At 58.6% G+C, this 25,622-nt stretch carries 20 protein-coding genes, 1 tRNA gene and 1 riboswitch; of the genes, 14 read left to right on the forward strand and 7 right to left on the reverse strand.

Translation table 11 applies throughout. From position 1 onward, the window contains the following. Positions 1-15 precede the first annotated feature (15 nt). The 3 genes from HMPREF2820_RS10190 (at position 16) to HMPREF2820_RS10200 (ending at position 2,042) form a co-directional block, all read left to right on the forward strand. Positions 16-91 (forward strand) — tRNA-Thr (locus HMPREF2820_RS10190). 607 nt (positions 92-698) lie between these two features. Then, positions 699-1,073, forward strand: coding sequence for a hypothetical protein (locus tag HMPREF2820_RS10195; protein WP_141698013.1), 375 nt, complete (start codon positions 699-701; stop codon positions 1,071-1,073). Positions 1,074-1,199: 126 nt separating this feature from the next. After that, entirely contained in the window at positions 1,200-2,042 is an 843-nt protein-coding gene (locus tag HMPREF2820_RS10200) for a PaaI family thioesterase (RefSeq protein ID WP_038626554.1), read from the forward strand. Positions 2,043-2,051: 9 nt separating this feature from the next. On the opposite strand, the gene HMPREF2820_RS10205 is transcribed toward HMPREF2820_RS10200, so the two are convergent. The 3 genes from HMPREF2820_RS10205 to HMPREF2820_RS10215 form a co-directional block, all read right to left on the reverse strand. Then, positions 2,052-2,825 carry an alpha/beta fold hydrolase gene (locus HMPREF2820_RS10205; RefSeq protein WP_070603952.1) on the reverse strand — a complete coding sequence of 258 codons (774 nt, stop codon included), beginning with the start codon at positions 2,823-2,825 and terminating at the stop codon, positions 2,052-2,054. After that, entirely contained in the window at positions 2,815-3,582 is a 768-nt protein-coding gene (locus HMPREF2820_RS10210) for an esterase/lipase family protein (RefSeq protein ID WP_369449590.1), read from the reverse strand. The genes HMPREF2820_RS10205 and HMPREF2820_RS10210 overlap by 11 nt, the downstream gene beginning before the upstream one ends. A gap of 122 nt (positions 3,583-3,704) precedes the next feature. Further along, entirely contained in the window at positions 3,705-4,127 is a 423-nt protein-coding gene (locus HMPREF2820_RS10215) for an HIT family protein (protein WP_005511554.1), read from the reverse strand. A gap of 80 nt (positions 4,128-4,207) precedes the next feature. On the opposite strand from HMPREF2820_RS10215, the gene purD reads away from it, so the two are divergent. The 3 genes from purD to HMPREF2820_RS10945 all read left to right on the forward strand — a co-directional run bounded on the left by purD (position 4,208) and on the right by HMPREF2820_RS10945 (position 7,818). Continuing rightward, positions 4,208-5,482: a phosphoribosylamine--glycine ligase gene (purD, locus tag HMPREF2820_RS10220; protein ID WP_070603982.1), complete on the forward strand. Its 1,275-nt coding sequence runs from the start codon at positions 4,208-4,210 to the stop codon at positions 5,480-5,482. A gap of 239 nt (positions 5,483-5,721) precedes the next feature. Then, complete coding sequence (locus tag HMPREF2820_RS10225) at positions 5,722-6,849, forward strand: aminotransferase class I/II-fold pyridoxal phosphate-dependent enzyme (RefSeq protein ID WP_042388927.1); 1,128 nt, start codon at positions 5,722-5,724, stop codon at positions 6,847-6,849. A gap of 813 nt (positions 6,850-7,662) precedes the next feature. Further along, positions 7,663-7,818, forward strand: a complete 156-nt coding sequence (locus HMPREF2820_RS10945; RefSeq protein WP_016421428.1) for a hypothetical protein — start codon at positions 7,663-7,665, stop codon at positions 7,816-7,818. 66 nt (positions 7,819-7,884) lie between these two features. On the opposite strand, the gene trpB is transcribed toward HMPREF2820_RS10945, so the two are convergent. Then, on the reverse strand, positions 7,885-9,210 hold the full coding sequence (trpB, locus tag HMPREF2820_RS10230; protein ID WP_016421427.1) for a tryptophan synthase subunit beta: 1,326 nt from the start codon (positions 9,208-9,210) through the stop codon (positions 7,885-7,887). Positions 9,211-9,645: 435 nt separating this feature from the next. On the opposite strand from trpB, the gene HMPREF2820_RS10235 reads away from it, so the two are divergent. Continuing rightward, on the forward strand, positions 9,646-11,076 hold the full coding sequence (locus tag HMPREF2820_RS10235) for a TrkH family potassium uptake protein (protein WP_016421426.1): 1,431 nt from the start codon (positions 9,646-9,648) through the stop codon (positions 11,074-11,076). After that, positions 11,069-11,770 carry a potassium channel family protein gene (locus HMPREF2820_RS10240; RefSeq protein WP_070603953.1) on the forward strand — a complete coding sequence of 234 codons (702 nt, stop codon included), beginning with the start codon at positions 11,069-11,071 and terminating at the stop codon, positions 11,768-11,770. The genes HMPREF2820_RS10235 and HMPREF2820_RS10240 overlap by 8 nt, the downstream gene beginning before the upstream one ends. Positions 11,771-11,780: 10 nt before the next feature. Here the strand turns inward: HMPREF2820_RS10240 and HMPREF2820_RS10245 are convergent, their stop codons facing one another. Both HMPREF2820_RS10245 and HMPREF2820_RS10250 read right to left on the reverse strand, forming a co-directional pair. Then, entirely contained in the window at positions 11,781-12,122 is a 342-nt protein-coding gene (locus tag HMPREF2820_RS10245; protein WP_070603954.1) for a cupin domain-containing protein, read from the reverse strand. A 4-nt stretch (positions 12,123-12,126) separates the two neighbouring features. After that, a complete protein-coding gene (locus HMPREF2820_RS10250) occupies positions 12,127-12,885 on the reverse strand; it encodes a thiamine phosphate synthase (protein WP_070603955.1) in 759 nt (252 codons plus the stop codon). A gap of 71 nt (positions 12,886-12,956) precedes the next feature. Further along, a riboswitch (TPP riboswitch) is annotated at positions 12,957-13,079 on the forward strand. 7 nt (positions 13,080-13,086) lie between these two features. On the opposite strand from HMPREF2820_RS10250, the gene thiO reads away from it, so the two are divergent. From thiO to HMPREF2820_RS10270, 4 genes are read left to right on the forward strand one after another with little or no spacing between them, the layout of a single operon-like run. Beyond that, positions 13,087-14,262, forward strand: a complete 1,176-nt coding sequence (thiO, locus tag HMPREF2820_RS10255; protein ID WP_070603983.1) for a glycine oxidase ThiO — start codon at positions 13,087-13,089, stop codon at positions 14,260-14,262. Between the two features lie 13 nt (positions 14,263-14,275). After that, positions 14,276-14,509 carry a sulfur carrier protein ThiS gene (gene thiS, locus HMPREF2820_RS10260; protein ID WP_070603956.1) on the forward strand — a complete coding sequence of 78 codons (234 nt, stop codon included), beginning with the start codon at positions 14,276-14,278 and terminating at the stop codon, positions 14,507-14,509. Positions 14,510-14,538: 29 nt separating this feature from the next. Continuing rightward, complete coding sequence (locus tag HMPREF2820_RS10265; protein WP_070603984.1) at positions 14,539-15,384, forward strand: thiazole synthase; 846 nt, start codon at positions 14,539-14,541, stop codon at positions 15,382-15,384. Next, positions 15,384-16,586, forward strand: a complete 1,203-nt coding sequence (locus tag HMPREF2820_RS10270; protein ID WP_070603957.1) for a ThiF family adenylyltransferase — start codon at positions 15,384-15,386, stop codon at positions 16,584-16,586. The genes HMPREF2820_RS10265 and HMPREF2820_RS10270 overlap by 1 nt, the downstream gene beginning before the upstream one ends. Before the next feature lie 36 nt (positions 16,587-16,622). On the opposite strand, the gene HMPREF2820_RS10275 is transcribed toward HMPREF2820_RS10270, so the two are convergent. Then, on the reverse strand, positions 16,623-18,209 hold the full coding sequence (locus HMPREF2820_RS10275; RefSeq protein WP_070603958.1) for an alkaline phosphatase D family protein: 1,587 nt from the start codon (positions 18,207-18,209) through the stop codon (positions 16,623-16,625). 209 nt (positions 18,210-18,418) lie between these two features. On the opposite strand from HMPREF2820_RS10275, the gene HMPREF2820_RS10280 reads away from it, so the two are divergent. Together HMPREF2820_RS10280 and HMPREF2820_RS10285 are read left to right on the forward strand one after the other, a co-directional pair. After that, complete coding sequence (locus tag HMPREF2820_RS10280; protein WP_069359126.1) at positions 18,419-20,221, forward strand: BCCT family transporter; 1,803 nt, start codon at positions 18,419-18,421, stop codon at positions 20,219-20,221. 441 nt (positions 20,222-20,662) lie between these two features. Further along, positions 20,663-25,622 (forward strand): G5 domain-containing protein (locus HMPREF2820_RS10285; protein ID WP_083308479.1); only part of this gene is annotated, 4,960 nt, incomplete at its 3' end.

Raw genomic sequence — 25,622 nt, forward strand, 5'->3', positions numbered from 1 at the left:
GGTCGCTTTAAAGTTGCCGGGATGGCGCAATTGGTAGCGCAACTGATTTGTAATCAGTAGGTTACGGGTTCGAGTCCCGTTTCCGGCTCCAAAACCCCAGGTCAGGAAGTTTTCTGGCCTGGGGTTCTTTGGTTTTAGGGGGTGGGGCTTTTGAAGGGGGCTTTTTTTTGGGGGGGGAGCAAAGGATGCGTTTAAAGGCTGATTAAGGGGCAAATGCCTGTCGGGGCTGGGTGTCGGGCAGTTCTCTGTCACTTATGGCCACGCTGTCGGAAGTCCCGGTCAACATATGGATGAGCTATTCACTTATGGCCACGCTGCTGCGTATCGATAGGTGAATATCGCATCGATAAGTTAACGCAACACCGACAGCGGGACAACGCAACACCGACAGTGGGACAACGCAACACTGACAACAGGACACGCAACACCGACAGCCGGAAAATCACAGGTCACGGAGCATTCACATCCGCAACTCCAGCCCCATGCTTCACAGGGGTTACGTGCGTATGTAAAGTGGGCTTTGTTTTTAAGTCATAAGCGTCGATAGGGCTGGTCTCGGGGAAGGGCCTGCGCTATGGGCGCTTTTGGCATTTTTCTGTAAAACCTTCCAGAAAACCCCACAAGCTGGGGTGATTTCTCTGAGAAAAATATTCTACGATAGAGCCATGTCAGAGGTGCTCTTTGTCAGTAGTTCAAACATGGGACTCTCACGCGTACTAGAAGGGCTGCTGCGGCAAGCTGCCCCGGGCCTGACAGTTTTGTCAGCAGGTATCAGCATCGATGATGATGACCGCGGTCTGGATGAAGACGCGCGGCGTGCACTCTGTGAGGTGGGGGCACGGTGCGATGGAGATCCTCATCAGCTCACGCCATCTCTCGCGGATAGTGCGGATGTGGTCATTGTTGTGGGGAAAATCGATGTATCGGACTACATTGCGCCAGATGTAGAAACTGAGCGCTGGGAATATGATGACCCAGCTGACCGCGGCATTTATGGTTATCCCCGCTACGCGCAATTGCGGGATTTCTTTACTCGGCGCGTCAATACGCTGGCGGAACGGTTTGCTGCCTAAATAGTCGCTGTCTTATTAAAAGGTGGGGCGCTGGAACCGTCGTAAAGCATGTGCTGAAGCCGACACATGTTTGTTTTCTGACAATAATGCCCGCGTCTGTCCGGTCAGCACCTAATGTAAGTAGTTATGTCTATTGGTCCCTCGCTGCGACGCACCCTGTACAAACTTGCTGAGAAAGAGATGTCCCCGGCTAAGGCAAAGTTCTTGCTGAACATTTGGCCGCCGCTGTTTGGCACCGGCATCCGTATCACCGAGATTGCGGATGACTGGTCTGAGGGGCGATTGGAGCTGCGCCTGAACGCTCTGACTGCGAATATGCATGGCGCGGCATTTGGCGGTGCGCTGTTTTCGATGACGGATGTGCTGTTCGGCACGTTGGTTATGCAGCGCCTGGACGTCAAGAAGTACGAGGCATGGACGCGAACTGGTTCGTTTGAGTTCATCCGCCCAGGTAAGAACGGTGCGTACCTCGAGGTAGAGGTGCCGGATGAGATGGTCGAAAAGCTTAAGGCGGAAACAGAAGGCGGCTATTCGACGGTCGTTCCATACACCTCTGTAATCCGAAACCGCGATGGTTCCCTGGTCGGTATTGGCCAGCAGGAGCTCTACGTGCGCCGTCGTGGTCGGAAGAAGCCGCCGGCCAACCCGAATCAGCAGGATCGTGTCGCCGGTGAGAACCTTATCTCTGCTGCTCGCACTCTTGCGCGGCTGGGGATGCGCGGGGTGGAAAACCGCGATGTGCTCGTTCAGCAGGAACGCACCGCACGACGCTGCATTTCGCCAGAGTCGCGTGCAGTCGCATGGCTCCACGGCGTCCTTGAGTACGGCGATGTCACTGTCGACGACTACCGCGCCGCAGGGCTTCCCGACGTCGTCATCGAGGCCCTCACCTCCGATAACCCCTCGCCAGCTGCGCAGCAGCTGCTTGCGGATGTCGTCACCGCGCGCGAGTCGTTGACCAAGTTCTAGGTCGAAGCTCTACGCCAATAGCCGAGTGATCAGATCGATCACTTCGGGGTCTGTTTGCTGCTTCCAATGCGCAACAGACCTGCCCTCCAGCTCGGATTCGAGCAAAACAGTTCGACTGTCCGGCAGGAAACTCTGCGCGGTATCGGACCACGGAATGACCAGACTGTCATGGTGGCTGATGACGTTAATCCAGTCAGGTGCAGCTGCCTTGCGCCCTCGGAGGTGTGGGGCAGTGTTGGCGGCAGGAAGGTCATATTTTTCTGCCGCTACCGCAATTTGATCGGCTAAAGCCTGTCCCATTAGCCAGCGGGCAAGAGACCCATTTCGCCAGCCCAAAATGCGGGAAATTCCAGTCAGATTTACGCCGCCGACAGAGCCCGACACGCTGATGACACGGCGAAATGAAATGCGCTCGTATTCAAGGTTCGCTAGGCGTGTAAATAACAGGAAAGCCAATAGCCCACCCTGAGAGTGAGCCACAATGTCGACCGTGTCCGAGTTCGTTTCAGCGCAAACTCCGTTGATATAGTCCTCGACTTCGGCGACAGAATCCGCAAGGGCAGCAGTGCCGCGGTTTCCGTAGGCCGGTACATAGACTCGGCGGCCGAGGGAACGGAGTCCGTCGGCAAGCGGTGCCCACGCGCCGGGACTATCGAGCGTGCCATGTAATGCGATAACCGGAACGGGGTCGCTGAGGTTCCCTGCTGCCGGACTCGGATTTGGCTGGGACGGGCGAGCGGCTGTCGGCGGGAAAATCCGCGTTAGGAGCGGTCTATTCCGCATGCTCGGTTGGGTCAAAATCCTCGCCTACCAGCTTGAATAGTGCCTCGCGAGTAAGAGTGCGGGGACGCCAATCGTGTGCCATCTGCTCATGCAAAACGATGGCTTGAGGGAACGTGTCCTGCACATAGAGATTGGTGACCATGCCTGTGTCACCATCATCCAAGAAACAGGACTGTGGCGGGGAAATGAGCTGGTCATACTTAGTGGCAATACAGGTGTAAGTAACGCCGGGGCCGAGAATATCGTGGGAATTGGAGTTCAAAACCATCTTTGAGCCCGTGAGCTGTTCCAAGCCGGAAACGCCCCAGTAGCTCTGAACAAAGTTGCTCATCAGCGACCTCGTGCCGGGAATCTTAGTGATGCCGGAAGCGATGCCGCCCAGGTTGGTGCCGTGATTGGGGGCGGCAAGACAGACAACATGCTTGATGTACTTGGAAATGCGTAGAGAAAGCAGGGTGGCGATTAAGCCGCCTTGCGAGTGCCCCACGATAACGGCGTGCTTTGCGTCAGTGGCGTGCAGGACAGCCTTGATGTAGGGCACGAGCATGTCGATGGACTGATTGATGGGGTCTGTTGCGCGGTGCCCAAAGTCTGGCGCGAAGACAGCCCAGCCATCCTCCCGCAACTGACCGCCAAGGGCCTCCCAAATGCCCTTGACCTGGCCTGTTCCGTGCAGGAGGATGACCGGCCACGGCCGGGACTTGGATACTTTGGCTCCCCAGTTATCTTCGAAAACACCGCGCAGCGGACGGAAGATGGCATAGGGAAGCGATGCTGATCCTTCAGCTGCAGCCGGTTGTTGCGCCTCCGGTTCCTGCGCTTCAGGGGCAGGGACTACCGGAAGTTGTTCTTCCCGAAAATCCTCGTTTGAAGCGGCGATTAGCGCACCAACTTTCCGTCTTCGTCAGTCCCGAGGGCCTCCCGTAGCTTAGCGGCGGCCTCATCCATGGACTCTGCGGAAGGATTGCGATCTACCGACTGTAGGTTGTACCCGGACATATCGTGGGCAGGGAAGATATGAATGTGGGTGTGGGGAACCTCGAAGCCGGCGATGAGATAGCCAGCACGCGGAGCGTCAAAAGCGGAGACAACAGCCTGACCAACCTTCTGGGCAACCTCATTGAGGTGAGCCCATAGCTCAGGCGAGGCGTCCGTCCACTTGTCCACCTCTTCAACAGGGACGACCAGCGTATGACCAGGCGCAATTGGCTCGATGGTCAAAAATGCGACGACCTTGTCATCGCGGTAGACAAAACGACCGGGGAGTTCACCGTTGATGATTTTGGTAAATACTGTGCTCATGTGCCAAGGGTAACCCGAATAGCGGATTGAGGGGTTGGGTGCGATGAGAGTTATCCGGGCTGATTAGTAAGATGATTGCTATGCGCATCCTCGTAATTGGCTCCGGTGCCCGTGAGCACGCCCTGTTGTACGCAATGAGTAAGGACCCGCAGGCTACTGATCTTCACGTAGCCCCTGGTAATGCGGGTATGAGTGAAATTGCAACCATGCATCCACTGGTCGTGGATGACCCCGCTGGCGCTGTTGCGCTGGCCAAGGAAATTGGGGCCGATTTGGTTGTTATTGGCCCTGAGGTTCCGCTGGTCGCGGGTGTGGCAGACGCGCTGCGCGACGCTGGTTTCGCAGTCTTCGGACCGAATGCTGATGCAGCTCGGATTGAGGGGTCCAAGGCTTTCGCTAAGGACGTCATGAAGGCGGCTGGGGTAAAGACCGCCTCGGCAGAGGCCATCCAACCGGAGGCTTCCGACGAAGACATCGAGGCCGCCATTGACCGCTTTGGCCCGAACTGGGTCGTGAAGGATGACGGTCTGGCTGCTGGCAAGGGAGTCGTGGTCACTAAGGACCGCGCTGAGGCTCTCGAACACGCAAAGGCGGTGCTGGCAGCCGGTAACCCGGTGCTGCTGGAGTCCTTCCTGGACGGCCCGGAAGTTTCCCTGTTCTGCCTGGTCGACGGCGAAACCGTCGTCCCGCTGTTGCCGGCTCAGGATCACAAGCGCGTCGGTAATAATGACGAGGGGCCGAACACCGGTGGCATGGGTGCTTACAGCCCGCTGTCCTGGCTGCCGGAAGGCGCAACTGAGCGCATTGTCGCCGAGGTCTGCGAGCCGGTCGCTCGTGAGATGGCCGCTCGTGGCTGCCCGTTCCAGGGTCTGCTGTACGCAGGTCTGGCCTGGGGCGAGGACGGCCCGGCTGTCATTGAGTTCAACTGCCGTTTCGGTGACCCGGAGACCCAGGCCGTGCTGGCGCTGCTGGAGTCCCCGGTGGCGCAGCTGCTCAACGCCGCTGCTACCGGAACATTGGCGGACTTCGGTCCGCTGTCTTGGCGTGATGGTTACGCTCTGACTGTTGTGCTGGCCGCTGAAGGCTACCCGGTGTCGACGCGCACGGGTGATGTCATTGAAGGTGCAGAGCCTGGCCGTGGGGCAGATGGCATTCTCCACGCAGGTACTGCCCGCAATGCTGCGGGTGAGCTGGTCTCCGCTGGTGGTCGTGTGCTCAACGTCATCGGCGTTGGTGACACGCTGGAAGAGGCCCGCGACAAGGCGTACGAGACCATCAAGACCATTAAGCTCGAGGGCTCGCACTACCGCACCGACATTGCACTACCTGCAGTTGAGGGCCGCATTTCCATCTAAATAATGCCCGAGGTGTTCAGGCTGCACTCGGATACCTCACTGGTGCACCCACCCGGGATGAACTGGATTTCCCGGGTGGCCTCGGTGGCTGCAAAGATGAAGGTATGCACGCCGAATCTCCGCAGTCGCCAAAGTCGTCGCAGTCACCGCAGCCGTTAAACTCCTCGCAGTCACCGCAGGCATCCCAGCCCCAGCGCGACCTAGCATCCCGCCGCTGTGAGGTCGCACCCTTCCATGTGATGGATGTTCTCGCGCTCGCACAGGAGCGTCAGCGTACTCATGGTGACGCTCTATTCCTCTGCGTGGGACAGCCCGCGACCGCGGCCCCGGCTGCCGCGATTGCCCGTGCGCGTGCTGATTTAGAAAATCAGGTTCTGGGCTACACAGCGGCCGTCGGCACGCCTGAGCTGCGTGAAACTATCGCCGCCTGGCATCGTGAAAACTACGGCACGGCCACGGAGGCCGCTGATGTTGTCATCACTACCGGTTCTTCCGGCGGTTTCGTGGCGCTCTTCCTCGCAGCGCTCGACGTTGGCGATGACATTGTGCTCGCGCGCCCGGGCTATCCCGCATACCGCAATACGCTGCAGGCGCTCGGCGCCAACATTGTCGAGATTGACTGTGGTCCTGAGACCCGGTTCCAGCTCACCGCCCAGCACCTGCAGGCACTTCCGCGCGTGCCCAAGGCCGTGATTGTCACCAGCCCGGACAACCCCACTGGCACCATTATCGATGCCGACGAGCTGCGTGCCATTGCGAAGTGGTGTGAGCAGCACGATTGCCTGCTCATTTCCGACGAGATTTATCACGGCATTACTTATGGCCGACAGTGTGCGTCTGCACGCGAGTTCTCCGACGCGGCAGTCGTGGTCGGCAGTGTCAGTAAGTACTTCTCGATGACCGGCTGGCGCGTCGGCTGGCTAATCGTTCCCAAGTGGCTGCGTGCGCCGCTTGATCGCCTCGAAGCCAACCTCACTGTCTGTCCACCGGCAATTTCGCAGGCAGCGGCGGTGGAAGCGTTCAGCCCCGAGTCCATTGCCGAGCTCAATTCGCACGTGACGCGTTACGCACGCAACCGCGACGTTTTGCTCGAGGGACTGCCCCGCGTCGGTCTCGGTAATATCGCCCCACCCGACGGCGGTTTCTATATCTACGCCAATATCGCAGGGCTTTACGACGACCCGAACTCCGTCGACTCCATGACATGGGCTCGGGAACTGTTGGCCGCAACGGGCGTGGCCGTTGCCCCTGGAATCGACTTCGACACAGAGAACGGCCATGAGTGGGTTCGCCTCTGCTTCGCCGGTGAGACTTCCGAGATGGAAGAGGCTGTTCGGCGTATTGGGGTATTTACTGGTCGTGGTTAAAGCGGCTTTAGTGGCGCTCACGGTGTGATTTACCTCACCCTTTCAGGGGTGTTTTTCAGCCGGTCGAGATAGGGAGTTCGACGAGCAAATCGCTGCTTTAAATCCTCTACCGGCGGCCACAGGTAGAGCCGATGTTGGGGCATTCCTGGAAGGGGCCGTTGGGCCTCTGTTTTCTTGATCGCCCGTTCGCTGTAAAGGCGGAAAACCGCCTCAGATTGAGGGCTCTGTGGCTGCGGTCACATCAAGTGAGGCTGGGGTTGGGTCGATAGTGGGGTGGGGTGGCCTTCGTGGCAGCATCTTTGACAGCCGGCAGCTCTGTCGGTGGTCTATTTCCGCTGGCAGGGGACCCTTTTTCTTTAATTGCCGATGGGGTTGGCCTCTGAGGAGTTGGCGGCTATCCCCGCACGGGGTGACGATTGAGCGCGGTGTGTAACTCATGTTCAACGATGGTTGCAAGCGCTTTTAGTGGGGATAGTTTATGTCCGACCGAAAGATGCTTCCGCGCCCTGTTTTTGGCTGTGTAAAAGCGTGATTTTTGAAACCGTTGTCGGGAGCGGTGAAGCGAGGCTTGGGGTGGCGCTGAGGGGCGCTGTTTGTGGTGCAGTGATTGCGCTAAAAAACGTCCAAAAGTTAACAAAAGGTTAACTAAAAATAAAGTTTAGTGCTTGCCAGGTCTTGTGTTGTGGTCTACGGTTGCAAGTCATAAGTTCCAATCGGTTCGATGAAACATTGTTTCAACTGCGGAATCGCAAAGAATCGGTTGGAGAAGTCCAACAATAAAGATCAAAGAGATCTTAAGAGAGGTGACCTCTGATGAACGCATTCAACGAGATTATGGATACTGTGTCCCCGATTTTCCGGGACGGCAAGGAATCTAAGCAGGATGCGCTGGCATCGCTGCTTGCCGAAGCCATCGTGGAGGCGAACCCGAACCAGGGCATCGCCGCCGACGACCGCCGCGCTGCCTAACAAGAATTAGCTTTGGTCCGATTCCTGCTAGGCAGCTAGTGGGGAAGCAATCCCTACTGGTTATTCCTACTGGTTCAGGTACTCCCGGACCTGCTCCATATCCTTATCACCGCGACCCGACAGGTTCACGAGCAACAGCAAAGGCTCATCGCCTTCGTGAACCGGCAGCCCGAGCTCGCTACCAGCGGCAGGGTCGGTTTCACGGAGTCGCGCAATTTTAATGGCCTGCGCCAGCGCATGCGAGGATTCCATCGCCGGAATAATGCCCTCCATGCGGCTGAGCAGCTGGAACGCTTCCAGCGCCTCCTCGTCGGTAATCCCGACATAGCTGGCGCGGCCATTCTCCTTCAGCATGCCGTGCTCCGGGCCAACAGACGGGTAATCCAAGCCCGCCGAGATGGAGTGCGATGGCAACACCTCGCCGTCGTCGGAAAGCATGACAAATGAGCGCATGCCGTGAAGGACGCCAGTCTTGCCCGCATTGATGGGCGCGCCGTGACGATCGGTGTCGAGTCCCTCACCTGCGGGCTCGACGCCAATGAGGGCGACATCGGAGTCGTCGATGTAGTTAGCAAATGCACCGATGGCGTTGGAGCCGCCACCGACGGCTGCGATCACAGCGTCGGGAAGCTTGCCGTAACGCTCGACCATCTGGCTGCGTGATTCCTCCGAGATGACCTGCTGGAATTCACGCACGATAGTGGGGAATGGGTGCGGACCGGCGGCGGTGCCCAGCAGGTAGAAAGTGGAGTCGAGAGTCTTGCTCCACTCGACCAGTGCCTCGTCAATAGCATCTTTCAAACCGGCCTCGCCGGTGGTGACGGGAACGACCTTCGCGCCCATGAGCTCCATGCGCTCGACATTGGGGTGCTGGCGGGCGACATCGTGCGCGCCCATGTAAATCTCGCACTCAAGTCCCAGCAGCGCTGCGGCCATCGCGGTGGCCGTGCCGTGCTGGCCTGCACCCGTCTCAGCAATGAGGCGGGTTTTTCCCATGCGCTTTGCCAGCAGCGCCTGGCCGACCACGTTGTTGCCCTTGTGCGCGCCGCCGTGGTTCAAATCCTCGCGTTTCAGCACAATCGTCGTGTTCGGCGTGGATAGACGACGGCATTCGAACAGCGGGGTCGCGCGGCCGAGGAAATCGCGACGCAGTTCTTCCAGCTCGCGCTGGAACTCCGGATCGCTCATCGCCTCGATGTAAGCCGCTTCCAGTTCATCGAGAGCTGGCAGCAGGAACTCTGGCACTTCCTGTCCGCCGAAGCGACCGAAAAATGCAGGTAAGAGGGTTTCGCGCACCTCGCCCGCGCCGTTAACGCTTGCCGACGGCACCCTAGTTGCAGTCGGTGCTGAAGCCTTGGCGATGGCATCCGCGCTGGGGTTGTAATCAGTCATTGAGGGGGCCTTTCGTTGCTGTTGTTTATTTCAGCGGGCCCTGGTTCTCTTTGTCGAACCGATAAAAGTCTCGAACCGATAAAAGAAAAGAGCCCGCCAGATTTATCTTCTTGCGAGCTCGTACTTGACGGGTTTGCCGTCGACATTAATGAGATGACGTGACGTTGCTCGCAGACTTAAGCGAGCCACCACCACTGTGCGCCGCACGGCGCGGGTGTGTTCATCAGGGGTGTCATCATGAATCTGACCATAACTCAAGGTTTCCGCAGTAGCCAAAGCGGGGTGGGGTGTGGGGGCGGGGATTAAGCGCGAATTGTGTACGGATATTGCAACTGTGCATGGGGCGTAAGGCAGTTCCCCTATTAGTCGGGTACGCGTAAGGGGCAGAATTCTCGGATCCCCTCGACACCGCTGGCCACGAGGACTAACGTTTCGATGGTGATTACGCTGTCGCGGCAGACCACTAAATCACGTCGGGGAGTTCGTCCCACGACGTTGGTGGTGTGGTGTTATGTCGCCCTCATAACCGTTGGCACGGTTTTGTTAATGCTGCCGATTTCGGCAGCCAATAGCCACCCCACGGGGCAGTGTGCCCCGAGCCCTGGGGATATGTGCCTGCCCACGGCGCTGTCTGATGCGCTGTTCACAGCCACCTCGGCAACGAGCCTGACCGGATTGATCACCGTAGATACGGCTACCCATTGGTCAACCTTCGGCAAAGTCGTCATCATGTTGTTGATTCAGCTGGGTGGCCTCGGGTTCATGACCTTGGCTTCTCTTTTTGGCCTCTTCGTAGCAGGAAGGCTCGGCCTGAACCGCCGTGCCGGTGCGCGCGTTGAGGGCCGCGGTATGGACATGGGCGAGATCTCGTGGGTTGTCCGTGCTGCCGTTAGCTTCACGCTGTTGGTGGAGTTTGTTGTGGCAGTGGCACTTATGCTGCGGTTCCACCTAGGTTATGGGTACGGCTGGGGGAGAGCTGCGTGGGAGGGCTTGTTCCATGCCATCTCAAGCTTCAACAATGCCGGTTTTGCTCTGTATACGGACAACGTCATTGGGTTCCGCAGTGATGCCTGGATACTTTTGCCGTTGGCCTTCTCTCTTATCGTTGGTGGTCTGGGTTTTTCTGTTCTGCTCGAGGCTTGGCGACACCTGAAAGCGTGGCTTAGTGTCCGCACGCGAGGGCAGTTGCCTAAACGCTGGTCTCTGACTACTCGCTTCACTATCAAAGGCACCATCCTGCTGATTGCTTTGGGCACAATCATGGTGGCATTTGGTGAGTGGTCCAATGCCATGTCTGGATTCACTACAGGGGAGAAGATACTCAACTCATTCTTCGCTAGTGTGAGCCCGCGTACCGCGGGGTTCAACGCGCTCGATTACGCGGACTTCCACCCATCGACACTGCTGGGCACTGACTTCCTCATGTTCATTGGCGGCGGCACCGGTGGTACTGCAGGTGGCGTGAAAATCACGACGTCGGCAGTCATTCTCGCCGCCGTTCTCGCGGAGATTCGCGGTGACACCTCCGTGTCCGTGGCTCGGCGGCGCCTCAATCCAAAGGTGCTGCGTCAGGCCCTCGTCGTTCTTGCATTCGGTATTGGCCAGGTTTTTCTGGCAGTGATCGCCGTCAGTTTCCTAGCGCCACAGTTTTCTACTGATCAAATCCTTTTTGAAGTAGTCAGTGCCTTCGCCACGGTAGGCCTATCCACAGGCATAACCGCTAATCTGCCGGTGGCAGCACAGGCAATCTTCATCGTGCTGATGTTCACCGGACGTGTTGGCCCGATCGCTTTGGCGACGGCCTTGGCCGCCCGCCCACGCCAGCGCATCTACGAATATCCGGAAGAAAGGCCCTTCATTGGCTAACTCGAAATTCAACCCGTTTGCTGGTTTTGCAGAGCATTTCGCCAACCAAGCCAGCTCTTCTCCTGTTGTCATTCTCGGCATGGGGCGTTTCGGACAGGCGCTCGGCGAGGAGCTGGTCGCTGGCGGTATCGAGGTTCTCTGTGTAGACCATCGCGAAAAGGTGGTTCAGGAGCTGTCCTCGACCTTCGACCACGTGGTTACCGCCGACACCACCATGCCGGAAGTACTGAAGCAGCTCGGTGTCGATGAAGCCGAACGCGTGGTCATTGCAATCGGCAGTGATATCGAAGCGTCGTTACTGACCGCGTCCGCGCTGGTGGACATGGATGTACCGCTGATTTGGGCGAAAGCTGATAACCAGGCTCACGCCAAGATTCTGGGCCAGATCGGTGTTCACCACGTCATTCGCCCGGAGGCCGACACTGGCCGTCGTATTGCGCACCTAATCGGCGGCAAGGTCCAGGACTTCCTTGAGTTCGATCGCGACTACGCAGTCGGTAAGGTCGCCCCGCCGATTCACTGTCTGGATAAGACAGTGGCGGAGATTAACCAGAGCGCACCGATTACGGTCGTCGCCGTACAAAAGCGCGGTCAGCGCTTCCGCCCCGCGCTTGCCGACGACCGCATTACCGCAGGTGACCTGTTGATTGTCTCCGGTGCCATTCGGCAGTTGGAGACGTTCGCCGGGGAGTAGGCGCTGATTGCTACTTGTCGCCGTGGCTGTCGATTCCGTCGACGCCTGTGACCGTGGTCAGCAAAAACACGGAATCTGTTAGAGCTTTCACGCCATGCTTGACGTGGGTGAGCACTTTGAGATTGCCCTCTGAAATCGTGGTTTCATCGGCACCGGTGATTTCAACTTCGCCAACAAGAACAAGCATCGAGGCTGCGGGCGGTGAGTTATGGGCGGAAAGCTCAGTTCCTTCAGTCAATGCGATGAGAGTCTGGCGCAGCGGGCCGTCGTGGACAACAATTTCCGCAGCACGGCCATTACTGTTGCTTTTGGCCTGAGCGAGAAGTTCGTCCTTGTGGGAAAGAATCCTCATGATTCTAGCTCCTTGGTGAAACCACAGCGCGCAGAGCACACGCTGCCTCTTCCGGATTTTCTGCCTCGGTCAGTGCGCGAACCACCACAATGCGCTCCGCGCCAGCGGCGATAACTTCGCCGGCGGTCTCGGCGTTGATACCGCCGATTGCCCACCATGGCTTTACCGGGTCACTTGCGCCGCGGTCGTGTGGGCGCACAATATCGGCCACGGAATCCTGGTGGGACTCCGCTGATCCCTGAGCGCGCACCCTCCGTACCAGTGCCGCAGCTTCACGGACCATCTCGACTCCGACGGGTTGACGGTCGGGCTTCGTCGGGGTGGCATACACCGGGCCGATTACCGCGTAATCGATGCCATCGTCGGCAAGCGAGGCGGCGAACATGTCCAGATTTCGGTTGGATCGGCCGATGAGAACCTCGGGGCCAACGATCTGGCGGGCCTGCTCGGTGGTGAGGTCTTCCTGACCCACATGCAGGATGTCTGCGCCGGTCAGTGCGGCAATGTCGGCGCGGTCATTGACGGCGAAGAGCTTGCCGTGTTCAGCGGCGACCTCGGCGAGGGTCTCCACAGCGGCAATCTCGTCGCGGGTGTCGACTTTCTTGTCGCGCAGCTGGATGATGTCAGTGCCGCCTTCGTAACAGGCGTGCAGGAATTCGCGCAAATCACCGCGGGATGCGCGCGAGTCGGTGCAGAGGTACAGGCGGGCGTCGGCAAGCAGGGCGCGTCGTGTTGTGCGAGTGGCGGCTGATGAGGCGTTCATGTCCCCATGTTAGGCGAGGTTGGGGATGCGGTGTCGTGGCGGTGAGTCCGAAGTCATATGATGGGGGGAGTACCACGTTCCGCGGGAGCCGTACTCGGTATCGATGAGATGCCGCTGGCTGAGAGGGCGAGTAACGCCGACCGCTTTTACCTGATGCGGGTTATGCCGCCGGAGGGAGGAATGGCAGTGAATGCTGCCGCTATGGGTGCTGCCTCGACAAGTGAGGGCGGCACAGGGGAGACGTCGTCGAGCGTTGTTATCGCAGGCGCGGGCATTATCGGCTTGGCGACGGCATGGAGACTACTCCGCCAGGGATTCGATGTGACCGTCCTCGATGCCGAGCCCGTTTCCGGCGCAACCTTCGCCGCAGCAGGCATGCTGGCGCCGGTAGCCGAAGTCGTGTGGGATCAGCCGACGCTGTATCCGCTGATGGTGAAATCGGGCAAGCTCTACCGCGACTTTGCCCTGGCTATCGCCGAGGAATCGGGCCACGATGTTGGCTATATCGAGAATTCCACGTTCGTGTGTGCGGGTGATGCCGCCGACCGGCAGACACTCAGCGAGCTTGTTGAGCTGCAGCACGACATGGGCATGGAGATCAACCGCATCACCGCTACCGAGGCGCGCCAGGCAGAACCAGCGTTGGGCCCGGGCTGTGTTGGTGCGGTGGATATTCCGGGAGATCACCAGGTCAATCCGCGTCTGCTCGCCGAGGCGTTGCTGACCATTCTGGGAGACCGCGTCATCCGCACCCGCGCGGAAGAGGTTATTTACGCTTCCGATGCCGACCCCCGCCAAGCCATTGGGCTGCGCGGTACGGACGGAAATGAATACCTCGCCGATGAGGTCGTTCTGGCTGCGGGGCTGAACACTGCTGACATCGCGGGGCTGCCGGAGAATCTGAATCTGCCGCTGCGCCCGGTCTATGGGGATGTGCTGCGTCTGCGTGTACCGGAGCGCCTGCAGCCGCTGGTCACTCGCACTATTCGCGGTGTGGTTCAGGGGCGTCCGGTTTATATCGTCCCGCGTGCTGACGGCACCGTCGTGCTCGGCGCTACCTCGCGTGAAGATGACCTGACCGGTGTCTCCGCCGAAGGAGTCCACCAGCTACTCCGCGACGCATACCGCCTGGTGCCCGGCATTCTCGACTGCGAAATCTACGAGATGACCGCCCGCGCCCGGCCTGGCTCCCCAGACGATGTCCCCATGATTGGTCGCGTGGCTCCAGGACTGACCGTGTCGACCGGCTACTTCCGCCACGGCATTCTGCTTACCGCCATCGGTTCCAAGCTCACGGCCGATGTCGTCGCAGGTCGAGAAACTGACAACGACCCGGTGCTTCTTTCCGCCGTCAATCCATTCCGCTTCAGCGATTAGAGGAGGCTCGCTTATGTCCACCACAACACTCAATGGCGAAGGCTACACACCGGCTGCGGGGGAGATGGTCGCAGATCTCGTCGCAAAGCACACGGGGCACGTGCTTAACGACGACGGCACTGCCGCGGACGGCACCCGCCTGGGAATCGCGGTAGCCGTGGATGGCGCGGTAATCCCGCGTGCCAAGTGGACGACCACACCCGTGGCAGGCGCCATCGACATCGTGACAGCAGTTCAGGGAGGCTAGAGATGACCGCGAATTCCGCACAAGCAAAGATGTCTGCACAGGAAAATGAAACCGGGGCGGCAAGCGAAGTTACACGCGAACCGCTGCGCATTGGCGGGCTGGAGTTGAACTCCCGTCTGATTATGGGAACTGGCGGTGCGACCAGCATGGATACGCTGGAGCGCGCGCTGGTGGCTTCGGGCACCGAGCTGACTACGGTGGCGATGCGCCGTTTTACGCCCGGCACGAAGCAGAACGTTTTTGAGATTTTGCAGCGCAACAATATTGCGGCGCTGCCGAATACTGCGGGGTGCTATACCGCTCGTGACGCGGTGCTGACTGCGCAGTTGGCCCGCGAGGCGCTGGAAACCAACCTGCTGAAGCTCGAGGTCATCGCCGACGAGGACACGCTGCTGCCGGACCCGGTCGAGCTGGTCGCGGCAGCGGAGCAGTTGGTAGCTGACGACTTCGTCGTTTTCGCCTACACCAACGACGATCCGGCGCTGGCCAAGCGGCTGGAGGATCTGGGCTGTGCAGCTGTCATGCCGGCGGGTTCGCCTATCGGTACTGGCCTGGGAATTCTTAACCCACACAACATCGAGCTGATTGTGGACCGGGCGAAAGTGCCCATCATCCTGGATGCGGGCATCGGTACCGCGTCTGAGGCCGCGCAGGCGATGGAGCTTGGCTGCGATGCAGTGCTGTTGGCATCCGCAGTGACCCGTGCACATGATCCGGTGGGCATGGCCACAGCGATGCGCTTCGGCGTTGAGGCAGGACTGACTGCTCGCGAGTCGGGTCGCATCCCACGGCGTCGACTGGCCCAGGCGAGCTCGTCGTTTGAGGGAATCATCACTGAGCGCGTCAGCGGCGCACGCGAGCAGGATTCTCTGTAATGGCGGAGCAGGGTGTCAATCTTTCGGACCGCGACCTGCGCCGGTACGCACGGCACCTAACATTGCCGGGCTTTGGTGCCGAGGGTCAGCGAACTTTGCGAGCCTCCCGCGTCCTCGTTATCGGAGCTGGCGGCTTGGGATCGCCTGCGCTGTTGTACCTGGCCGGGGCAGGGGTCGGGCACATCACCATCATTGACGATGACGTGGTCGACGAATCCAATCTTCAGCGCCAGGTCATTCACCGTGAGTCCGACATTGGTCGCCCGAAGGCCGAATCCGCCGCGGATGCCGTGCGGCGCCTTGACTCCGAGGCATCGGTGACCGCAATCGTCGGCAGGTTAAGCGTCGACAATGCTGAGGAGCTCTTCGCCACTCACGATGTAGTGCTCGACGGCGCGGACAACTTCGCCACGCGCTACCTGTCCTCCGATGCCGCGGAGTTGACCCGAACGCCACTGGTCTGGGCCACAATTCTGCAGTTCGCAGGACAACTGTCCGTCTTCTGGCCCGGCCACGGCCCCATGCTTCGCGATCTCTACCCCGACATCCCCGACCCCGGCTCCGTGCCGTCGTGCGCCGCAGGCGGTGTCCTCGGCGCAATGGTCGGACAGATTGGCTCCATGATGGTCGTCGAAGCTATCAAGGTGCTCACCGGTGTCGGCAAGGTCGCCGTCGGCAAACTCGTGCTTATCGACGCCCTGGAGGCAACCACCCGCACACTGTCCTTTGCGGCCGACCCGGAGCGCGAACCCGTTTCCGACTTGACCGAAATTGCGCAGGTGTGCGCAGCTTCGTGGACCGAGCACGAGGAGGCCCCGGCGCAGAGCATGCGCAGCATTGGCCCCAACACGGCGCACGAGCTTCTTGCCGAGGGTGTGCCTCTCATCGATGTACGCGAGCCTGAAGAACACGCGGAGGCTGCCATTGCCGGATCTGTGCTTGTGCCACTCGGCGACATTCGCAGCCGTGGGTGGGCTGCTGTGAATGAGGCACTTGCACAGGCTGCCGGCGACGCTACTGAGACAGAGGGCATCATTATTCACTGCCACTCGGGAGCCCGCTCACAACAGGCAATTGAGCTGTTGGCCAGCGATACCGAGGCTGATGGCGCCATACCGGAGCTCATCAATCTGGACGGGGGCATTGTGGCCTGGAAGGCTGCGGGGCAGGAGACCGTCGTAAAGCGTGGCGGAACGCACTAATTAGTGGCTACCGCCACGCGCTGTTGAACAGTCTGCCTACGCCTGCGGCTTCAGCGTTGTCGACCACAACTCGGTGCCACGAGTGGTGAGCAGACGGACGGTCATCTCACGTGAGTCGCCGTCGATGTCGACTTCGCCGAAGTGTTGGAAATCCTGTGTGGGGTCGGCGTTGGCATTGTCCTTACCCGGTGCGTGGACGTACTCCACCTTCGGCCCGAAGGTCGAATCCATTTCGTTGGGGCCGAAAGCGCCCGCGTGGAGAGGACCGGAGACGAATTCCCAGAAGGGTGCGAAGTCGGTGAACTGTGCGCGCTCTGGGCTGTAGTGGTGAGCCGCGGTGTAGTGCACATCGGCGGTGAGCCAGACGACATTTGAAACATCTTTAATGGCGCTGAGCAGGCGGGCGATTTCACGTTCACGTCCTGCAGGTGCACCGGCGGCACCATTGGATACGCTTTCTTGGTCACCATCGTCGCCGTCGGGGACGATGATTCCAAGCGGTAGGTCATTAGCAACAATCTTCCACGTCGCGCGGGAGTCCTTGAGGGAGTCGATTAACCAGTTGGTCTGCTTTTCGCCAAGGATTGGTTCTTCGGTTGTCGAGCGCGGATTATTGGAAGTGTTTTCTCCCTTGTAACTGCGCATATCCAGAATGAATATGTCTAGCAACGGGCCGTAGGAAACCTTGCGGTAGACGCGCCCATCTACAGCCATTTGTTGATCAATTGGCTGCCACTCATGGAAGGCCTGGTAGGCACGCTTGGCCAGGGTGTTGACATCGCGCTCGGTATAGCGATCATCGTCTAGGACTTCGTTGGGGTACCAGTTGTTGACTGTTTCGTGGTCATCCCACTGGACTAGCTGCGGAACCTGCGCATTGAAGGCCAAGTAGTTCTTGTCCATGAGGTTGTAGGAGTACTGGCCACGATACTCTTCGAGGGTTTCAGCAACCTTGGATTTGGCCGGAGTGACATGGTTGCGCCACACAGTGCCGTCGGAAAGCGTGACGGATTCATCCAGCGGACCGTCGGCATAGCAGGTGTCGCCTGAGTGAATGAATAGGTCTGGATTGCGCTCCATCATGGTGGAAAAGCCGGTGTAGCCACCGATTTTGTCGTTAATTCCCCAACCCTGACCTGCGACATCGCCGGACCAGTGCAGGCGGATGTTGGATGCGCGGTTTGGGGCAGTACGGAAGGTGCCGATAACGGGATCAGAGCAGATTCCAGTATCTGCCTCTTCGAGCGTGACGCGATAGAAGATTTCCTGCCCCGGTTCGAGACCGACGACACGTAGACGTCCGGTGCCGTCAGTGTCTGGAGTTAACAGAGAGTTACTGCGGAATACCTTGGCATTCTGGAAGCTCTCAGTTGCAGCAGTTTCAACCACCATATGGGCGGGGCGGTCTGAGCGAGCCCAAATCAATGCGCCGTCGCCGCGGATATCGCCACTTGCAACGCCGTGGGTGAGCTGTGGCCGAGAACGCAGTAACCCTGGGGAGGCCAGTGACGGCGAACCCGGTGTAGCTGAAGCCGCAGCTCTAGAGGCATGAGCGAGCGTGACTGAAGTGGCAAGTGCGGTGGATGCGCCTAAACGTAGAGCGCTGCGACGGGAAAGCTGCATGGAGTCGAACGATAGGTTTTCCACTTTGACGTTCAGTTAAACCAGCGTGAACTCGAAGGAAAAAGTCGCAATTACAGCACAAAGGCTTAGTTATTGAGAATGACTGGGCTTCCTTTTGTAACGTAGATAACCGACTTGGGAGGAATGTGTCTTCCGAGCTGTCTTTTCTGAGACAGACAATCTAGAAGTGAAAGGCGCTGACCCCGATAATGGGATCTACACAAACGCCACAAGTAAAAACGCAAGAAAAGAAGTCGGGCGGTTTTCTTAAGAACCTGCCGACCGACCCGTTGATCTTCACGACGGCGATGGGTTTCATTGTCCTCTTTGTGGCAGTGACCATAGCGCTGGGGGATACCGCTCGGGATGCCTACTCGGCCGCTTCCGATTGGGTTACGTCTAACATGGGCTGGCTGTTCATCGGTGGTGTCTCGGCAAGCTTTATCTTCCTCATCGGCTTGTTTGTGTCCCGCTACGGACGCATCCAGCTTGGCGATGATGACGAAGAGCCCGAATACACCATCGCCGAATGGTTCGGCATGCTCTTCGCCGGTGGTACTGGCTCCATGCTGATGTTCTGGGGCGTGGCTGAACCGCTCAACCATGCCTACAACCCGCCGTTCGGTCAAGAGCCGATGAGCCGCGAAGCTCAGAACACTGCGATGGCATTTACCATCTACCACCTGGGTATTCACATGTGGGTCATCATGGCGCTGCCGGGGCTCGCGCTCGGGTACTTCATTTACAAGCGTCACCTGCCGCCGCGCGTCTCCTCCATCTTCGCGCCGCTGCTCGGTACCCGCATCTACTCATGGCCGGGCAAGCTTATCGACGCCGTCGCCATCATCGGTACCGTCGTCGGTATCGCGGTATCGGTGGGCATGGGTGCGCTGCAGATTAACTCCGGTGCTGCTCGTGTAATCGGTACCCCGGAAAACTCGATGGTGCAGCTCATTCTGATTGCCATCATTATTGTGATTGCCTCGATTTCCGTGGCCCGCGGTCTGGACAAAGGTATTAAGGTGTTGTCCAATGCGAACATTTGGGCCGCCATGGCATTGATGGTCTTCGTGCTGCTCATGGGCCCGACATTGACGCTGCTGCGCCAGACCGTCGATACGACAGGTGTCTACTTGGATGCGCTGCCTCGCATCATGTTCTGGACTGACTCCTACGACGTCAACCCGAATTGGAAACAGGGCGCCTGGACGGTCTTCTACTGGGCCTGGACAATCTGCTGGTCGCCATTTGTGGGCATGTTCGTCGCCCGTATTTCCCGCGGCCGTACAGTCCGTCAGTTCATTGCCGGTGTGATTGCACTGCCGACAATCGTGTCAATCATGTGGTTCTCTATCTTCGGCCGCGCTGGCTTCGAACTGGAAAATGAGCAGCCGGGCATTCTGACGGAACCAGTCGTCGAAGGAGGGGATCCCTCGCCGGCTCTATTTATCCTGCTGGAGCAGTACCCACTGGCAACCCTTGTCAGTGTGTTTGCGCTCTTTGTGATCATGATCTTCTTCGTCACCTCCATTGACTCCGCTTCGATGGTGATGGACATGATGTCCACCGGTGAGGAAAACAAGGCTCCGACCTTCTACCGAGTGCTGTGGGGCGTCATGATCGGTGCTGTGGCAGCTTCTCTGCTGCTGATCTCTGGTGAAACCGCACTGGAAGCGCTGCAATCTGCGGTGATTGTCATCGGTGTACCGTTCTTCTTCCTCCACTTTGTGATGATGTACTCCTTGGTCAAAGGCATGAGTGATGACCACATGGCAGTGCGCAAGCCGGTTACCCGCCAGTGGGAGAAGACCGATACTCCAGAGAAGTTGGAGAAGCACGAAGCCGCACCCGCGCCGGGCTACGACGAAGAGGGCAATGAGCTGCCGCGCTTTGAGTACACCCACGATGAAGAGGGGCGCCTGGTTATTCAGTCCGATGTGGTCGTTGAAGGCGAGTTTGCGTCTGGCGAAAAGTCGGAATCAGAGGAATCGGATACCAAGTCTGAGTCGTAGGAGAGCATGGTCGCAGTAGTGCCCGGCACTTGTGGCCACGCTATTCACCTATCGTTGCGCTGTAGCGTGGCCATAAGTGAGTAGTGCATCGATAAGAGCGAAGGCAAAGGCTGTAGCCAAACAAAAACGCCGCCCACGGAAACCAAAAGTAGTTTCGGTGGGCGGTGTTTTTGTATTCGTTGTGTCAGTTTGTCAAGCCTTGCTTTCGTCGAAATTTCAGGGGTGTTTGGGGGTATTACCAGGGTATATGGTGTTAATTTTGCATGCTAAACTGTGGTGAACGCCCTTTTTACGGTTCATGTTGAAGTGTTATGGAGCTTTCTGGGTGGTGAACATCCAGGTGTTGAACATCAAAGTCTCGCTAACAGAATCGGCGAGGTGCCAGCGGGCCCGTACCAGGTGGGTAAGGATAGGGAAATTGGATAAGGACGCAAAATGCGTATGAAATTACCGGAAGTGCTCAAGAAGCGCTCCGTACGCGCTCCTTTGGCTGTGCTAACAGTCACAGCCGTAGTTGGTAGTGCAATCGGAGTTGCTCCGAATTTTGTCTCTTCACAGCCGGAGGCGGTAGCTGCAGAACTCTCCGGTGGCATCCGCGAGAAGTCCGGCGCGGTGGAGAAGGATGCCCAGAAGGCCTCCGACCTGCCGGCCGGTTCGTGTGTTGTCTCGGAGAACGCTCCGCAGGGCAGCCAGGCTGGTTTCAGCTGGACCACCCTGGAACCAAGCGGGAGCAGCCCCAACAAAACCCGGTGGGGTTTGAGCGTCGCCTTTGATAACTCGAAAGACCGCACGTTCGCTGATTGGAGCTTTTCCAATTCAGGCCTTATGGGTGCGTACCTCGATGCGGGACAGGTTTCCTCTATGGGTGCCGGTGAGACCTTTGTTGACAAGTCAGTCACGCACAAGGCCGACGAAATCCTCGGAATTACTGCTTCTAGGCAACAGCGAAACCTGAACCTCTACGCGGAACTGACCGATGCTAAAGTCAAGCAGTTCGCTGAGGCCGCTGCCGCTAACCCGGTACGTTACGCCTGGCAGGGAAACTATAAGGTCGACCGTACCTCCGGCCCGTTTGCCACCCAGGGAGACAGTGCATCCTTTACGGCCATCGTGAACCCGTGGCCGAGCGAGAACATCGAGTGTAACCCGATCACGGTGTCGTGGGAGAACTTCGAGAAGCACGTCATCGTCCCCGGTGAGCAAACCAAGGTCGGTAAAATCAACGTTCCTGCTGTTGAGAACGGCGGCACGGACGATTCGATGTCCCGCATGGTCGTAGAGGCATACGACGGCAACGGCAGGTTCATCGGCACCACCGACCCGGCAGCATCCGGCGGCGAGCAGCTGCTACGTATCGCGGACAACGGAGACATCTTCTTCACCTGGCCTGAGTACCGCGGTACTGACCTGGCAACTGACAAGAACGTGAACTTCTCAGTTCTGGCGAAGCCACGTACCGTCGACCAGCTCCAGGCGGCTGCTGAGAACAACAACTTCGGTGAAGGCGCTACCTTCGACAGCTCCAACTCGCTGACGCGCTACAACAAGGCAAACGTCATCGACTCCAAGGCGTTCTCCCTGGACGACACCGAGTTCCACTCCCCGAAGTACGACAAGGAGGACGCGTCGATCATCTCGGGCGTGGATAGCGCTACCGGCCCGTTGGCAACCGAGCCGCAGAAAGTCGTCTTCAAGCAGGTACCAGATAAGATCAAGGATCTGGTGAAGAAGAAGGGTGACGGCGGCTTCGAGGCCAAGGTCGAGCTGGACGAGAAGTACGTCTACGAGGGTTGGACCGTCGAGATGGACGAGGACTATAACGTCACCGTCACCGCTCCGGAGAACCCGAAGCCGGGCACCTTCGCACGCCCGAAGGTCACCGTCGAGTACTCGAATGGCTCCACCGATGAACTTGAGCTGCTCGTCGTGGTCGACCCGAACAATACCCAGGTCACTGACCTGGTGCGCCCGGGCCTTGCCAAGGGCAAGGTGAATGAAGACATCACCTCTCAGATCACCACCAAGTCCATCATGAAGGGCCATAAGCCGGTTCCCCCGGCCAAGTTTGAGATTGACCCGTCCACTGTCCCGGAAGGGTGGACCGTCAAGGTCGACGAAACAGGTAAGGTCACCGCGAAGGCGGACGACTCTGTCGCGCCGGGAACCGTCATCACTCCGAAGGTGAAGGCGACCTATCCGGACCAGACCACCGATGAGATCGAGGTCCAGTTCCAGGCGATCGTGGACATCAAGATCCCGACTTACGACACTGTAACTGGTCAGCCAAATGCGAACGTCAGCCTCACTCCGGAACTCCCCGAGCGCGGGCTGAGCGGCAACACGACCGATGAGGCCCCGTCGCGCTACACCTTTGAGGACGGCACTAACCAGACCACCCTCACCAGCAAGGATGGCAAGACGTGGACTGTCTACGTTGATGAGAAGACTGGTGAGATTAAGACCACCATTCCGAGGGACGCGCACGAAGGAGACATTCTTAATGTCCCAGTCCTCGCGCACTACAGTGATGAGGGCAAGCAGAAGCCGCAGACGGTTGTAGGCACCGTTGTCGTTATTAAGGGTGACCTGCAGGCAAACTACGATGTCCAGACCACTGGACCGGGTCAGTCCGTCGAACATCATGTCGACGGTCCGCCGGAGGGCTCTACTTTCTCCTTCGGACAGAAAGACGGCAAGCCGGTCCTCACTCAGAATGTTGACGGCTGGGAGTACAAGGTTGACCCGAACACCGGTGTCGTTACCTCGACTCCGCCGGCCGATGCGAAGCCGGGCGACAAGAATACCGTCACCGTGACGGTTAATGCCCCAGGCGGTCGTGCTACTCAGACGCCGGTTACTACCGTCGTGAAGCTGACTAATGCCTGGGAAGCAGATCCGTCTTACCCAACAGAGATGGTGTACCCGGGGGATACCGCAAAGCTGCCGTTAAACCTCGACAAGCCGGATAACGTAAACGTCGCCAAGGATAACCCATACGAGCTGGGCGAAGTTCCGGCTGGTTGGACTGTCAGTATTGACGACAATGGCGAGATCACCGCAACCGCCCCTGCGGATGCGAAGCCGGGTGACCAGGTCAAGATTCCGGTCACCGTGACCTACGAGGACGGCTCTACGGATACCGCTTACGCTGTGGTTAACGTTGTCGACGTTCCGACGCGTGAGGTCCCGTTCAGGGTCGAGTACAAGTACGACGACACCATTCCTGCCGGCGAGTACAAGGTTGAAACCAAGGGCGTTCCTGGCAAGGAAAAGATGACCAAGGACGGCCAGTGGGAGCAGACCGAGGCGCCGGTTAATGAGGTCGTCGTCATCGGAACCAAGGTTACTGAAAGCGAAAGCGCCGAGACTGTAACTTGGACGGTTCCGATTCCGTACCCGACCGAGGTTCGCGAGAACCCGGACCTGGCACCTGGTGAAATCAGGGTTGTCCAGGAAGGCGAAAACGGTGAGAAGACTTTTACTGCTAACTTCACCGCCAAGGGCGACAAGGCTGAGGTAACCGAGGAGAAGACCACCAAGGAACCTGTTACTCGCATTATTGAGTACGGTCCTGGTGTGGAGCCATCGGAACTGGTGACCAAGACCGAGAAGCCGATTCCATTTGAGACTGAAATTGTCTTCGACGACACCCTGGAAAAGGGTAAGCAGGTCGTTGATCAGGAGGGTCAACTCGGAACTGAGGTCGAAACTTCGACTCAGAAGATTGTGGACGGCAAGCCGTCCGGTGACCCTAAGGTGACCACTGAGCGCACCAAGGAGCCAGTCAAGCAGATCATCCGTGTTGGCACGAAGACCGTGGGCACTCACACTACTGAGTACGAGGTAGACGTCCCGTTTGAGACTGAGATCATCTTCGACGAGAATCTGGAAGCCGGCACGCAGGAGACTGTCCAGGAAGGCAAGCTAGGCAAGGACAAGGTCACAACGACCCAGACCATCGAGAACTCGACGGTTGTGGATTCCAAGACCGAAACCGTGCGAGTGGCTGAGCCGGTCAAGAAGATCATCAAGGTCGGTACCAAGGGCAAGCCTGCATCCACGACCATCGAGTGGACTGAAAAGACTCCGTTCGAGGTCGAGGTTCGGGTCAACCCTGAGCTGAAGCCTGGTGAGACCAAGGTCGTCCAGGAAGGTAAGCAGGGCGAAATCAAGCACACCGTTAAGGTGAATGCTGACAACGGGGAAATCTCCACGGATGAGTCCTCTGAGAAAATCAGCGACCCGGTAAACCAGATCATCGAGGTTGGCCCGGCCAAGGGTCGCGAGACCGCATTGACGGATAAGCACACGGAGAAGATTCCGTACGACACCCTCATTGAGTACGACCCGAACCTGGAAGTCGGCAGGGTTGTCGAGGAACAGGCCGGTGAGTTCGGTGAGAAGGAAATCACCAAGACCTGGAAGCTCGAGAACGGTGAGCCAGTAGGCGATCCGGAGATTTCGGAGACCGTTACTAAGGACAAGCAGGATCGAAAGATTCGCGTGGGCACTAAGTGCAAGTGCGAGCCGACGCCTCCTGTTGACCCGAGCGAGCCGACTGACCCGACTGAGCCGACGGACCCGAGTGAGCCGACGGACCCGACCGAGCCGACTGAGCCGAGCGAGCCGACGGACCCGAGTGAGCCGACGGACCCGAGTGAGCCGACTGAAAAGTGTGAGCCGGTGACCACGTCTGACTCGTGGATTGAAAAGACTCCGTTCGACACCCTGGTCAGTACTAACCCGGATCTGGAGCCTGGCGAAACCAAGGTTGTTCAGGAGGGAACTCCAGGCGAGGTCAAGCACACTGTCACGATTACGGTTGACAGCGACGGCAATGTGGTCAAGGAGGATTCGTCTGAGACAATCAGCGATCCTGTCGACCGCATTGTCGAGGTCGGTCCTGCTGAGGGTGAGGCCCAGCTGACGGATAAGCACACTGCGCCGATTCCGTTCGATACCATCATCGAGTACGACGAGACCCTCGAAGCCGGCAAGGTTATTGAGGATCAGCCTGGTGTCACTGGTGAGAAGGAAATCACCAACACCTGGAATCTCGAGGACGGTGAGTTTGTGGGCGAGCCGGAAACTTCTGAAGAGGTTCTCAAGGAGAAGCAGGATCGTGTGATTCGCGTGGGCACCAAGCTCGACTGCGAGCCGACTGAGCCGACGGACCCGAGCGAGCCGACTGACCCGACCAAGCCGAACGAACCGACTGACCCGACCAAGCCGGGTAAGCCAGGTGACAAGCCAAGCAAGCCGGACAAGCCAGGCAAGCCGGACAAGCCAGGCAAGCCAGATGATTCCGACAAGCCAGGTGACAAGCCGGGCAAGGACGGAAGTTCCTCGAGCTCCAGCTCTAAGGGCGGAAGCAGCTCAGGTTCTAGCTCTTCGGGCTCCA

It is taken from the genome of Corynebacterium sp. HMSC064E08 (assembly GCF_001811805.1).
Taxonomy (GTDB): Bacteria; Actinomycetota; Actinomycetes; order Mycobacteriales; family Mycobacteriaceae; genus Corynebacterium; species Corynebacterium jeikeium_D.

Bases quoted from the DNA above. Each gene is read 5' to 3' on its own strand.
- purD (WP_070603982.1), top strand. From the start codon at position 4,208: ATGCGCATCCTCGTAATTGGCTCCGGTGCCCGTGAGCACGCCCTGTTG.
- HMPREF2820_RS10270 (WP_070603957.1), top strand. From the start codon at position 15,384: ATGGCGGAGCAGGGTGTCAATCTTTCGGACCGCGACCTGCGCCGGTAC.
- HMPREF2820_RS10205 (WP_070603952.1), bottom strand. From the start codon at position 2,825: ATGCGGAATAGACCGCTCCTAACGCGGATTTTCCCGCCGACAGCCGCT.
- thiO (WP_070603983.1), top strand. From the start codon at position 13,087: ATGGGTGCTGCCTCGACAAGTGAGGGCGGCACAGGGGAGACGTCGTCG.
- HMPREF2820_RS10245 (WP_070603954.1), bottom strand. From the start codon at position 12,122: ATGAGGATTCTTTCCCACAAGGACGAACTTCTCGCTCAGGCCAAAAGC.
- HMPREF2820_RS10200 (WP_038626554.1), top strand. From the start codon at position 1,200: ATGTCTATTGGTCCCTCGCTGCGACGCACCCTGTACAAACTTGCTGAG.
- HMPREF2820_RS10195 (WP_141698013.1), top strand. From the start codon at position 699: ATGGGACTCTCACGCGTACTAGAAGGGCTGCTGCGGCAAGCTGCCCCG.
- thiS (WP_070603956.1), top strand. From the start codon at position 14,276: ATGTCCACCACAACACTCAATGGCGAAGGCTACACACCGGCTGCGGGG.
- HMPREF2820_RS10250 (WP_070603955.1), bottom strand. From the start codon at position 12,885: ATGAACGCCTCATCAGCCGCCACTCGCACAACACGACGCGCCCTGCTT.
- HMPREF2820_RS10265 (WP_070603984.1), top strand. From the start codon at position 14,539: ATGTCTGCACAGGAAAATGAAACCGGGGCGGCAAGCGAAGTTACACGC.
- HMPREF2820_RS10280 (WP_069359126.1), top strand. From the start codon at position 18,419: ATGGGATCTACACAAACGCCACAAGTAAAAACGCAAGAAAAGAAGTCG.
- HMPREF2820_RS10215 (WP_005511554.1), bottom strand. From the start codon at position 4,127: ATGAGCACAGTATTTACCAAAATCATCAACGGTGAACTCCCCGGTCGT.
- HMPREF2820_RS10945 (WP_016421428.1), top strand. From the start codon at position 7,663: ATGAACGCATTCAACGAGATTATGGATACTGTGTCCCCGATTTTCCGG.
- trpB (WP_016421427.1), bottom strand. From the start codon at position 9,210: ATGACTGATTACAACCCCAGCGCGGATGCCATCGCCAAGGCTTCAGCA.
- HMPREF2820_RS10225 (WP_042388927.1), top strand. From the start codon at position 5,722: ATGGATGTTCTCGCGCTCGCACAGGAGCGTCAGCGTACTCATGGTGAC.
- HMPREF2820_RS10235 (WP_016421426.1), top strand. From the start codon at position 9,646: ATGGTGATTACGCTGTCGCGGCAGACCACTAAATCACGTCGGGGAGTT.
- HMPREF2820_RS10275 (WP_070603958.1), bottom strand. From the start codon at position 18,209: ATGCAGCTTTCCCGTCGCAGCGCTCTACGTTTAGGCGCATCCACCGCA.